The following is an 11,401-nucleotide window of genomic DNA, read 5'->3' as shown; positions in this document are numbered from 1 at the left end:
CTGTGGCTGGCGTTACGCAACGCTGAGAAGAAATGGACCTACCCGATCAAAGAATGGCCCAGGGCCCTCCACCAATTCGCGATCTACTTCCCCGGCCAAATACCCCTCGACTTGTAAACCGAAACCGTGTAGAAAGGAAACACACCACGAACCCAGCCTCTTACACAAACAACCAGACACTCCCGCGGATGATCCGACCGTCTGTGGAGATCTCAACAGTGTCGCCAACAACCCTCACCTGGACCTGGCGGCCCACCATTGCGTTCCCGACCCGATACGGGGTGGCTGCGAAGCTGACGTTCCCTGACGAGTCGACCTTCCTAGTCACCGGCACCCCAACAGTCTCGGGCCGCACCGGGCGGGCTCTCGGTTCGCGTCGCCACACCGCAGGCTCATCAGCGACCCGATGTTGGCGGGCGTGGGAGGTGATCAACACGTCACGATGTGAGATCTCGATGAGCCCGTCTGCAATGACCACATCAACGGTTTCGCCGCCAAGCCACCGCCCGACGTGATACTTGAATCCCGCCAGACTGATCCGACCCCCGACCCCGACCCTACGAGTCACCCGCCGCCCACCATTGACAGCCACCGGCTCGACATCGGGTGTCTCGTTGACTGCCACTTGCAGTTCGAACGGTTCAACCACGGCAAGCTCAAAACGGCGGATAGGGGGCACCATCCCGATCCCCTGATGCGGCCTGATCGTGTTGTAACGCTCAACCCACCCATCCAACTCATCCTGCGCCTCCGCAATGGATGCAAAGACCCTGTCGGTGAGGAACTCGCCACGGATCGTCTTGTGGAACCGTTCCACCTTCCCCGTCGTCGTCGGTGATCTCGGTGCCGTCAACAGGTGATGAATGCCGTTCTCGCGACAGATACGCTCAAAGAGCACCTCCCCCGACCCGGGCCCGAACCTGGTGGTGAACACCTTCCCGTTATCAGTCAGGATCTGATCCGGAACCCCGTGACGACGCATTGCTAACCCCAACGCGTCACACACCGGTTTCGCTGTTGCCCGTGCCACAACCAACGCGGAGACACAGAACCTCGAATGGTCATCAATCCCCGTCACCACCTTCGCCTCGGAGCCGTCCGTGAGCTTCACACGGCCCATCACATCCATCTGCCACAACTCCATCGACCTCGACCGCTCCCACCGCCGATACGCCGAACGGGGCTTCCGACGCTTCTCGGGATCCACCAGTCTGTGACGCAGCAACGCCCGATAGATCGAAGACAGAGACGGTAACGGCGCAACACCCTCGTCCCCCAACCAGTACCGGATCGTCCGAGGACCCCACCCCGGATGCGCCCGACGCATCTCAACCACCCGCGCCTCAACCACAGCTGGCATCTGATGAGGACACGAATGCGGCCTCGACGACTGATCCGCCAACCCCGAAACACCCGACTTGGCATACTTGCGTAACCACCGATGCACCGTCTGGCGCACCACCCCATACCGGCGAGCAACATCGCTCACCGACGCCCCGCCAAGCACCTCAAGCACTGCCTGGAACCGTTGCTCCACAACACCCAACTCCACAAGAACCATCACCAGCCTCCTCCAACACGCGTCACGTATCACAGAAGCATGGAACCAGAAGGTGTCACACAGGAACCGGAACACCGTCGCCCAGCACCCGGAACCGCGTCCCGAACCTGGAACACACCAACCGGAACCACAATGACCATCATGAACCGGAACAGCACAATCTACGCTTCCAAACGTTTGACACAGGTTTGACATGGGGTCTTTAGCGCTGATTCCAGACGCGACGAAACCCTTGAGAACGTCAATGTCTCAAGGGTTTCTGTTTGTAGCGGGGGCGGGATTTGAACCCGCGACCTTCGGGTTATGAGCTACGAGTGCGCTCCAAACAGCATCGGAGCCCGCTGCTCAACGATGATCCACGCCACCACGACCCGGAACGCCTGCCAACCCGTGCCAGGCTGTGTCAGGCGGTTGGGCACCAGTCTCGCTGCCAGTGGAGTGCGTGGATGAGGTAGGTGTCTGGAATCGCAAGCATCATCCGTTTGGGTCGGACGATGGCTCCAGGAACACAACGGCGGTCTCAGCGGACCGAAGCGCTGCGTAGCCATCCAAGTTCGTGTCGATGTCGCGCCGTCGTCCCAGAGTCGCGCTCGTTCCTCTCCCTCTGCCGCCCGCCCTCTGAGCGTGCGGCGGCCGCCGATGAGATCGGCGCTGTCTTGGGGATGCGCTTGGAGATTGAGCCACCACGCAGGCTCGCCGTCGGCCTAACCGTTCATCGCCATCGTGACCAGGTTCGGACCATCATCGAAATGCCCAGGGATCACACTCCGCTCCTGGCCGGTGCGGCGCCCGGTGGTCGTGAGGCGCATCATCCCCCACCGGTTGCCCTTCGCACGCCTCAATCCGACCCGGCCACCCGAGGTGCGGTACAAATCGCGATGTGTGGACCAAGCCAGGCGTACGAACCATCGCGGAGGGAGCCGCGCTCGCTTCTTGGATTCATCGGACATCGGTCGCTCCTCCATGGTCTCCCTCGATCCAGACTACGTGAGAGTCCCCCACGGCGCTCTGCACCTCTGGTCTGTACCGGGGCAGATCACTCGGCGCTTTTGAGCTCGACCTCCGAGACTGACGGCGGAGTGGTGACCGGCACAGGCTGATGTAGCGTGTCGAGGGCCCCGCCAGACAGAACATGGCTGCTGCAAGAACACGTATGCGTCATCGACGTGGCAGTACCTCATAGCGTGCTTCAGCCGCCAGGCGACGTTGGAGGACCGTGAGTGAGCCGAGCGTGGTCGCGATCCACAGCGCTGGCGGCCAGGCCAGGGCGTTCGTGGCGAGAATGACGGCGGCCTAGACCGCTGAGAGGGCGAGCCACAGGAATTGCAACCACCACTCCTACGGTTGCCGGTCTTGGGTGGAACTACTGGACATCCGCATCGCCGAAGCCTCTCGAAATAAGGAACGTGCCGAGGGCTAGCTCGAAGAGTCCGCCTGGGACGGCGAATGCAATTGCAACCGAACGGCCCGACGCCAGCTCGAGCAAGGCGCCCGCTGCAAGCGCTGCATAGCCGACGGCACCCCACACAGCGAACCATCCAGGCAGCCATCGCCCGCGCCTGAGTGCAAGGACGAAGGGGACACTCCCCACTCCCAGTGCGATCATCGCGAGCAGGTACGCGGTTTGGTCGAACTCCGGAGATGCGACCGATGTAGCGAAGGCCACGCCGACGAACAGGAGGATGGCCTCAGCCAACCGGGAAACGAGGTAGGTCCCGCCGACTCTGCGCTGGCTTGAGCGGAGCAACCGGAAACCGATTCCGCCGATGAGCGCAACCGCTACGGAGTTGATTCCAACCAGGACGAGACCGATCGGTTGGTCCGCGAGGCTGCTTCCCACCCCGTAGAGGATGAACGCCGCCAACACGAGTGCGCCGAACACGCGGCCGAATCGGAGGGCGTCGCCCGATGTCACACCCGTACCGCGCGCTGAATCGGTTTCGTAGCCTATTTCGCTAATGATCTCCGCCGTGAGTGGCGCAGAGGTCTCGGCGGGGATCTCTGCCGTTGAGGGTGTTGTCGTCCGCATTGTTGATTCCTTTCACTTCATAGTCGTACTTAGTACGAATCAGGAGAGTAGGCTATCGTACTTAGTACTATCAGTCAAGAGGTGATCAGCGTGCCGACGACCATGAAACGTTCGAGACTCAACAGTGACCGCATTGTGGAGGGCGCACTCCTCCTCGCGGACGACGTCGGTATGGGTGCGTTCACGATCCGACGGCTCGCGTCCGCGCTGAGAGTCGGGCCGATGACGATCTACTACTACTTCCCCAACAAGGAGGCGATTATCGACGCCATGGTCGATGCGGTGTACGCGCAGATCGCTCTTCCACCAACCGACAAGGAGTGGACGCACGCGATCCGTCTCCGCTGCGTCTCGACCCGGGAGGTCCTGAAGCGGCACCCTTGGGCGCCACCGTACATGGCGTCCCGAACGTCGCCCGGCCCTGCCACGCTGCAGCACCACGACGCCGTCCTCGACTGCCTGCGTCGCGGTGGCCTGTCGCTCCAGATGACCGCACACGCCTACGCCATTCTCGACAGCTTCCTCTACGGCTTCGCACTTGAGGAGGCTTCGCTCCCCGCAAGCGGGGGTGAAGAAGTCCAGGAGGTGGCGGAGGAGATGACCGGTGCACTGGATGCCAAAAGATATCCGCGCCTCTTCGAGTTCGCCACTGAGCATGTGATGCAACCCGGCTACAGCTTCGGCGCGTCGTTCGAGTTCGGTCTCGACCTGATCATCGATGGCCTCAAGACCGCATCCCAGCGACCGGTGTGACCGGGCCCTGCGCAAACGCGTCGGCCGACTGAGGCCACTTCATCTCGAAGCCCCCTACGACCTGAAGCTCCCCTCCACCGGCATGACCCGGACCGGCTCGGTGCATTCGGGAAAGTAGCGATGCCCCCTTGGGAGAGGAATCCGAGGGCCTCTTTCATCCCATCCCTGTAGCTGCGTGGTCCGGCCATTGCTCCATCGTGTCAACAACCCCCGAGCCAGAACGAGACGGTCGTGAGCCCACGATATTCCTTTGCCGACATCAAGAACATGAATATCCTTTTCCCCGCAGCCGAGCGCGAAGCCCTCGCCATGGGAGAGCCCGAACCGGGAGCCGAACACCTCGTCCTCGCGGCACTCGGCTCCGCCGCTAGTGCCTTCGCGCGGGTTGGTGCCAATCCGCTCGGCTTCAGAGAAGCAGTCGCTGCCCAACACGAGCATGCACTGTGCTCAGTCGGCATTGCGGTACCCGACGAGCTTCTCTCGGACCGTATCCCGCGTCCGAACAAACGCAAAGGAGTGTTCCGGAGCAAGGGATCCGCCCAGCAGGTGTTCCGGCGTGCTGTCAAGCTCGTTCAGAAGGAGAAGTCACAGCTCTACGGGGCGTACATCGTGATGGTCGCCGCTGAGATGGAAGCGGGCACAGTCGTGAGGGCACTGGAGCACATGACAGTCGAGCCCGGTGCCCTGGCACTCGCGGCCCGACAGAAGATCGATGCGCTGAACGTGTGATCGCTAGCCTCGAGGTCGGGTGGGACCCGGAACCAGCCACTCAACCAAGAGGATCTGGTGCATGGGTTCGCCACTCCCGGTTCAGGAGAGCTCGCTCGTCGAGGCAATACTCGGCAGCGTCCGCGGGCAGTCGTCTCAACGTCGGAGGGATTGCCTGGACTGCCCGGTTCGGATCGCGGGGTCGACTCCGGTCATCTCGATGCTGAGGTCCCAGAGTCGCTCGTCGTGGCGGGGTCCTTGGTGGAGTCGCCGGGGTCGACCTTCCCACGAGCGTGCCGTGCAGTCCGATGATCCGGACGAACCCCCGGTGTAGGCCAACGATCGATTGCTCCTCCGGCGACCTCACCGCCGGGTTCGTAGCTTCCGTCACTGCCTGTCCTCCACCGACCCGAACACGGGTACCGGAAGTTGACATGTCGCAAACCGTGGAATCACCCTTCGGAACGAACATCGCGAACCTCGGGTCCCAGTGCCAGATGTGCGGTGCCCACGGCTCCAAAGCAACCGCAGCGAGATCGGTGTCGATCCTGTGGCGCAGATCAACAGTGTCGTGGTGGCGTCGTATCGCTTCGTTGCCCGTGGTTCGGATGTCCTTGATGGTCACCGGCCCGGCGTTCCACCACGACGAAACTTCACCCTCCGTCAGTTCGCTGAAGAGCGACCAATCGTCGTACAACCCTCGACGGCGAAGGACGGTCTCCGAGCGTCCCTTGAAGCGCACTGTGGCTGGGTCAAGGTCCGCAGGCCACGGCATGTCGAGAAGGAGATCGTTGTCCACATGGAAACTCTACGCGACGCATTCGAAGAAGTGGTTCCACGATCTCGTATTTCGGCCACGGCGCGACCGGGTAGCGACATTCGATGGGTCCCATCTCAGGTCACTGATTTCTGCATGAATGCGCAATCCGACGCGATCATCAGCCCGCAGTATCATTGGTCATCGAGTTGGCAATGCGTTCTCGCCAGACCACCCAGCCGGTTATGGGCGGTGTCTCCGATCTGGTGGCGCTTTAGCTGTTAGGTTCTCATCTGGCTAAGCTCGGGTGCCAAAAACGAACCCCACGGGAGTGCTATGAATTGGAAACGGGTGGTCGGGTGGGCCGTGCTGGGGACGCTGCCCGGCCTGGTGCTGCTTGTTTTGTCGGTTCCAGTCGGCCCCGACCTAGACCTGCTGCTGGGGGTCGGCGGCATCTCTCTCATCGTCCTCGGTGGTGTTGTGGGAACTCTCGCCGGTCGAGAAGAGGACCCGATGAATCGAAAGTGGGTTGCCGTCAGGGCGGCCGCAGGAGCCGCTATCGGTGCCCTGTTTTTTCTCTTCCAACCGTTACTCGGAGCCGTTCTGGCGTTGGTTGGCGCTTTTCTTGGCGCTAGCCGGGCTCGCCGCTCTGGTGGTTCCCACACAGCGGCAGTTCCCTGAGGTGTCACAGCGGGCGGCTTGTCTCGTGGCGTGAGGCCACAAGACAGCCGTTTCTATACCGGCTCGGGCCGTACAAAGCGACACTTATAGGCGGCTGAGCAGTCGAACATTGCTGGTTATGCGCTCTGCCGAGTTCGGATCGTGGTTACCGCAGACGGCACACATAAACCGTCCATCCCCCAGCCGCCACCCCCCGCCGTGGCCACAGTCGAGGCAGACGAAGCCGGCGGGCCAGCGCAACCACTCCAGGTAGTCCAAGCAGTCCGCATCCGTCCGGAACCAGGCCTGAAACTCGCCTACCGACCTCGGGTAATGCACGCCAGCGCGAGGGTGACCCACCACCCCAGGTTACTCCGGTTACATGGATACCCCTGTCGGCACATATGCGCCCCCTGCGGACCGCTACTCCGATTCCTCGTCGGGATCGGCGCTGGGACTGCTCTCAACATCGTCCTCGTCGAAGTCCTCACCGTTGTCTTCAGGCGATGGCTGGTCACCGTGGATCGCGCTCATTGCCATGTCTACGAGGTCGTCGATTGAGTCCTCTGGTTGTACGTAAAACGAGTTTCCTCATCGCGTCTCCCCTTCCGCGGTCGATTGTGAACCGGTTGAATCCTCGTCCTGCTCGACTCCACCGGTGGTGTCCTCCGCTATTGCTTCTGCGTTCGCGGCGATGAACTGCTCCTGCTCGTCCATGAGCTGATCGATGACAGCCTCGATGTCCGAGTCCTCGGTGATGTCGATGAGTGATACGAGTTCCTTCATGTCATCAGTCTCCTTCGGATACGACGCGGGGAAGCGGTAGCGGTCTCCTCGGCCCACGATACGTCGCTGTGGAGCTACCCATCCGTTCACTCACGCAACGGAGAAGTCTTCGTGACAACCGCTCGAATCACTCGCCCGGCTCGTACCGAAAGGACTCCGACCACTCTGTGGCTCGGACATCGGATCACACCATGAGCACCCACGCGACAACCCATTGTCTATGCTGAACCCAGATGGCGATTCGCGGACCCGATGTCACACAACCTAAGCCGAAACCTTTCCTCCGCTGGGCAGGTGGCAAGACATGGTTGGCAAGACAACTTACTCCGCTGCTTCCCAAGGACGGATTCAAGAACTACCACGAGCCGTTTCTCGGCGGAGGCTCCGTCTACCTCACCCTCAATCCACAGGGCACATCGTTCCTATCAGATCTCAACCAAGAACTGATCGATACCTACGTGAGTGTGAGAGACATACTGCCAAACGTGATTTGTCAAGTTCCGGTACCCGTGCGTAACCGCTTTCCCGCCACCCCAACACTCGAGAAAACCCTCGGTATCTGTAGTAATACCAAGGGTTCTCTTCGTAGCGGGGGCGGGATTTGAACCCGCGACCTTCGGGTTATGAGCCCGTCGATACCTCTTCCAGTACCGTTGAACACCGCTCGTTAACGATAGTCAACGTCCTCACGACATGGTCCGCATGTCAACGAGTGCTGCCCGGTGTCAGGCTGTGTCAGGTCGTTGGGCTTCAGTCTGGCTTCAGCCGCCACAGCAACACCGTCGGATGGGCCCTCGAGAACTAGCCACTCTCCGTGGGCGCTGCGAGATCAGACGCGATGGGAGCTCCAGCTTCTCTCGTGACCATTCCTTCGCCCTGTCGCCCATCGTTCCATACTCGAGAGTCGCCAGGAATCCCAGGAACCACTTTCCGGTCGCGACTAGGCTACTAACGCAACCTCGAGAGAGTCGCAATGGCGCCCATCATTCTGATCCACGGTGCCTGGATGGGAAGTTGGTGCTGGGATAAGGTCCACCCGCATTTGAGCGCTGGGGGTCACCGACCTCTGGCAATCGATCTGCCCGGAAGGCCAAACAATGAGATGGCTGCCGAGGATGTCAGTCTCGATGCGTTCACCGGCGATGTGTTACAGGTACTCGACGGTTTCGCGGAACCAGCGATACTCGTTGGTCACTCCCTCGGCGGTGTGACGCTAAGCGAGGTTGCCGAGCGCGCGCCTGGACAGGGACAAGCGTTGGCATACGTGACGGCGTTCATGTTACACGACGGAGAGTCAGCGCGCGAAGTCCTCCGAGACGATGACAGTATTGTGACAGCCTCTCGGAAGATTTCGAACGACGGCCTTGACCACGCTCGTTGAAACTCCCCAGACCTGCTCACTGAATTTCCCCACCTCCTGAAGGAGATACCCGTCATTAGTCGTTGCCCGGTCGATGATGACTGGGGAGGGACCGAAGTTCGAGCTGCGATCGGGGATCGAAGCTCCCGGCTCAGGGTACGGCGTTGTCACCGGCTCGATCAGCCTCGGGGCGCCCACCGGGGTGCCACCAAGATCCGCCCATCCATTCCGACATGGCCGGTTACGTCGGCAGGACGAGTTCCGAGGGTCAAGCGCCTCACCGGAGCCACAGAGGTCAACGACTCAAGTCTTCGGGACTTCCCCTCTAGCGCCTCTTCTTACGGGAGGACGACTTGACGATGTTTCCCTTGTCGTCCATCACCCCGACGGTCGTTCCTTCAGTCGCCTCGAGTGCTGCTTGAGTTGCCTGTGCGTCCGCGCCGGCGATGTAAACCGGCTTCTGATGCCCCTGGAGTTGCCGCAGCCCATCTCGGACAGTCGCTTCCGTCTCGACCTCGATAACGCGTCGGTTGCCCTGGACGTCGACACCCTGCCCGCGGTTGTATTCCGTGCCTTCCTTCTTGGCTAGCCTCTCGGCCGTCTGATCATGCTTGGACTTCACCATCGAATGTCTCCTCGCGTATGGCATCAATTCTAGACCGTTGGTTATGGGCCCGTTCCCTAAGATTTCGTTGGAGTAGCGCCGATTTGCGGTGTCCCGCGCTGAGGTGTGCCTGTCGCACGCCGAGGTGGCTGCATGGGTGGTTCAGCGGCGGACGTGTTGTTAAGCAGATCGGGTACTCGTTGCGGCGGACAAGGAGAAGACGAGCACCGCAGGCGCGAAGGCAGGACGGGAGGCTTGAGGGCTCACTGCTCTGATCGCATGTCCAGTGAGGTGTCGCTCCGACCAGCAGTTGGAGAAGACAGGGAGTTCCTGTTTGAACTGCACAAGGCCTCGATGGGTCCCTACGTCGAGGAACTATTTGGCCCCTGGGACGATGCGGTCCAGTGGGAGTTCTTCGATCGCTGGCTCCACCCAACCGACACTCTCGTCATCAAGTTCGGGGAACACGACGTCGGCGTGACCCGCATCGAGGTCCACCCCGACCATCAGAACCGTGGGATTGGAACGGCAGTCCTACGACGAGTATTGGCAGACGCCGCGACGACAGGAAGAACCGTCTCGCTTCACGTCTTCAAGGTCAACCCTGCCCACACGCTCTACGGTCGGCTCGGCTTCGTCACCACGACGGAGGATGGGGATAGAGTCTTCATGAGGGCCGCCCCACAGCAGAGTCGAGACGACACACCAACGGAGAGTCAACTCCGTCCGTGAGTAGACCCTCCTCATGGGTCTAAGGCACAACCGATTCAAGTATCCCGACTCCACCAAACCGGGGGCAGACCAGCATCAACAAGGCACCACAGCGGCTCTGCGAGTAGTCTGCCGCAATCGCTGAATTTACTGAGGAATGCAAGACCAAACTGGGAAGAGAGAGATATCATGGGCATATGACTACGCCGTCATCGCCCTCTGGCGCGAATTCGAAACCCTCATGAAGACCGCCCTCGTGGTGCCGTAAACAACGACTCTTCGACCGCATCAACGACCCTTGAGATCACCCTACCTAAGCACCTCAGCTACGAATTATGCGAGTACCTTGTGACTAGCCCCGATTCTTCACGTGGGTTGGGTGGTTGAGATGTCGAGGTACGCGAAAACGCCCTTCTGGTAAGGGATACTGAGGTTGTGAAGACATCAGTTTTCCAAAACAGAAGGGCATCTCGCAGATGAACGCTAACAGCACGCGTAACGTGGCCGTGGAATCGGGTGGAACCCAGGTGGTGGGTCATGTCGGGTTACATGCTTTGGGCATGTTTGCTGACCGTCTCGGCGTCGGCGAGGCCCTCTCCCAAGCAGTGGGTTGGGACGGTCCCGGGATCCCGCTCCATGACCGGGGACGGGTGTTGACCCAGGCAATGTTGATGCTTGCCGGCGGCGGCGAAGCATGCACCGATATTGAGATGTTGGCATCTTGCGACCGTCTCTTCGCTTCGGTGTGTTCCGATACAACGTTGTATCGCACGTTCACTCAATCTCTCGATGCAGACACGGTCGTGCGGGCCCGTGTTGCTATGGGCAAGGTCCGCTCTGAGGTGTGGAACCGTCTTGGGGTGGTCGGTGGTGACGGGCCGGTGATTCTGGATCTTGACGCGTCTTTGGTGGAGATCCATTCCGAGAACAAACAGGGCACTGCTCCACATTTCAAGGGAGGGTTCGGGTTCCATCCGTTGTTCTGTTTTGCTGATGCTACCGGTGAAGCCCTTGCCGGTGAGCTGCGTCCAGGCAACGCTGCGGCGAACGACGTTGCTGACCTGTTGCGGGTCCTCGACGACGGTGTCTCCCAGCTCCCCACACACGTTCAAGCCGGCCACTGTGAAGGCGACAATCCCGATCTGGTGCAACGCTCAGTGGTGGTGCGTTCTGATTCTGCGGGTGGAACCAAAGCATTCGTCAAAGAATTACGGGCCCGTAACATCGGGTTCCACGTCGTTGCCCGCCGCCAAAGCGCTGTCTCAGCCGCAATCGCGACCGCAAACGTGGACCCGGATCGGTGGGAGGTAGCACTCGACCAGAAAAGCGAACTCGACGAAACCGTGACCTCAGGCGGGTTGACTTCGTCGGTGTGTGAAGTCACCGACCTTGTCGACCTGACCGGCTGGCCCGAGGGGACACGGTTGATCATCCGCCGTCAACCGTTACACCCCGGAACCCAAACCAGTCTG

Annotated in this window: 13 protein-coding genes, 1 tRNA gene and 1 pseudogene; 7 read left to right on the top strand and 8 right to left on the bottom strand. The window is 60.8% G+C overall.

Going from position 1 to position 11,401, the window contains the following annotated elements:
• Positions 1-160: 160 nt before the first annotated feature.
• From IIC71_14510 to IIC71_14500, 3 genes and pseudogenes are all read right to left on the bottom strand, one after another.
• Positions 161-1,564 (bottom strand): IS481 family transposase, encoded by a 1,404-nt coding sequence (locus IIC71_14510; GenBank protein MCH7670392.1) that lies wholly within the window; start codon positions 1,562-1,564, stop codon positions 161-163.
• A gap of 471 nt (positions 1,565-2,035) precedes the next feature.
• Positions 2,036-2,511, bottom strand: a pseudogene (locus IIC71_14505) (nitroreductase family deazaflavin-dependent oxidoreductase).
• 413 nt (positions 2,512-2,924) lie between these two features.
• The gene (locus IIC71_14500) at positions 2,925-3,590 is read right to left on the bottom strand and encodes a DUF4386 family protein (GenBank protein ID MCH7670391.1); all 666 of its coding nucleotides are present in this window, start codon (positions 3,588-3,590) and stop codon (positions 2,925-2,927) included.
• 102 nt (positions 3,591-3,692) lie between these two features.
• Between IIC71_14500 and IIC71_14495 the strand changes: the two genes are divergently transcribed.
• Together IIC71_14495 and IIC71_14490 are read left to right on the top strand one after the other, a co-directional pair.
• Complete coding sequence (locus IIC71_14495; protein ID MCH7670390.1) at positions 3,693-4,343, top strand: TetR/AcrR family transcriptional regulator C-terminal domain-containing protein; 651 nt, start codon at positions 3,693-3,695, stop codon at positions 4,341-4,343.
• A 231-nt stretch (positions 4,344-4,574) separates the two neighbouring features.
• Positions 4,575-5,072 carry a hypothetical protein gene (locus tag IIC71_14490; GenBank protein MCH7670389.1) on the top strand — a complete coding sequence of 166 codons (498 nt, stop codon included), beginning with the start codon at positions 4,575-4,577 and terminating at the stop codon, positions 5,070-5,072.
• A 40-nt stretch (positions 5,073-5,112) separates the two neighbouring features.
• On the opposite strand, the gene IIC71_14485 is transcribed toward IIC71_14490, so the two are convergent.
• The gene (locus tag IIC71_14485) at positions 5,113-5,850 is read right to left on the bottom strand and encodes a hypothetical protein (GenBank protein MCH7670388.1); all 738 of its coding nucleotides are present in this window, start codon (positions 5,848-5,850) and stop codon (positions 5,113-5,115) included.
• Between the two features lie 294 nt (positions 5,851-6,144).
• On the opposite strand from IIC71_14485, the gene IIC71_14480 reads away from it, so the two are divergent.
• The gene (locus tag IIC71_14480; GenBank protein ID MCH7670387.1) at positions 6,145-6,489 is read left to right on the top strand and encodes a hypothetical protein; all 345 of its coding nucleotides are present in this window, start codon (positions 6,145-6,147) and stop codon (positions 6,487-6,489) included.
• A gap of 84 nt (positions 6,490-6,573) precedes the next feature.
• Here the strand turns inward: IIC71_14480 and IIC71_14475 are convergent, their stop codons facing one another.
• Positions 6,574-6,828 carry a transposase gene (locus tag IIC71_14475; protein ID MCH7670386.1) on the bottom strand — a complete coding sequence of 85 codons (255 nt, stop codon included), beginning with the start codon at positions 6,826-6,828 and terminating at the stop codon, positions 6,574-6,576.
• Positions 6,829-7,059: 231 nt separating this feature from the next.
• Positions 7,060-7,254, bottom strand: a complete 195-nt coding sequence (locus tag IIC71_14470; GenBank protein ID MCH7670385.1) for a hypothetical protein — start codon at positions 7,252-7,254, stop codon at positions 7,060-7,062.
• A gap of 233 nt (positions 7,255-7,487) precedes the next feature.
• Between IIC71_14470 and IIC71_14465 the strand changes: the two genes are divergently transcribed.
• On the top strand, positions 7,488-7,859 hold the full coding sequence (locus tag IIC71_14465) for a DNA adenine methylase (GenBank protein MCH7670384.1): 372 nt from the start codon (positions 7,488-7,490) through the stop codon (positions 7,857-7,859).
• On the opposite strand, the gene IIC71_14460 is transcribed toward IIC71_14465, so the two are convergent.
• Positions 7,841-7,919, bottom strand: a tRNA-Met gene (locus tag IIC71_14460). The two genes, IIC71_14465 and IIC71_14460, sit on opposite strands and share 19 nt — an antisense overlap.
• A gap of 308 nt (positions 7,920-8,227) precedes the next feature.
• Here IIC71_14460 and IIC71_14455 point away from each other — a divergent pair.
• On the top strand, positions 8,228-8,635 hold the full coding sequence (locus IIC71_14455) for an alpha/beta fold hydrolase (GenBank protein ID MCH7670383.1): 408 nt from the start codon (positions 8,228-8,230) through the stop codon (positions 8,633-8,635).
• 304 nt (positions 8,636-8,939) lie between these two features.
• Here IIC71_14455 and IIC71_14450 read toward each other — a convergent pair whose 3' ends face one another.
• Positions 8,940-9,239: a hypothetical protein gene (locus IIC71_14450; protein MCH7670382.1), complete on the bottom strand. Its 300-nt coding sequence runs from the start codon at positions 9,237-9,239 to the stop codon at positions 8,940-8,942.
• A 258-nt stretch (positions 9,240-9,497) separates the two neighbouring features.
• Here IIC71_14450 and IIC71_14445 point away from each other — a divergent pair, with 258 nt between their 5' ends.
• Positions 9,498-9,950, top strand: coding sequence for a GNAT family N-acetyltransferase (locus IIC71_14445; protein ID MCH7670381.1), 453 nt, complete (start codon positions 9,498-9,500; stop codon positions 9,948-9,950).
• 455 nt (positions 9,951-10,405) lie between these two features.
• Positions 10,406-11,401: transposase (locus IIC71_14440; protein MCH7670380.1), on the top strand; the 996-nt coding region annotated here is incomplete at its 3' end.

The organism is Acidobacteriota bacterium (assembly GCA_022562055.1).
Classification (GTDB): Bacteria; Actinomycetota; Acidimicrobiia; order Spongiisociales; family UBA5794; genus BMS3BBIN02.
The sequence above is the reverse complement of the archived record's forward strand: the minus strand, read 5'-3'. Positions and strand labels throughout refer to the sequence as shown.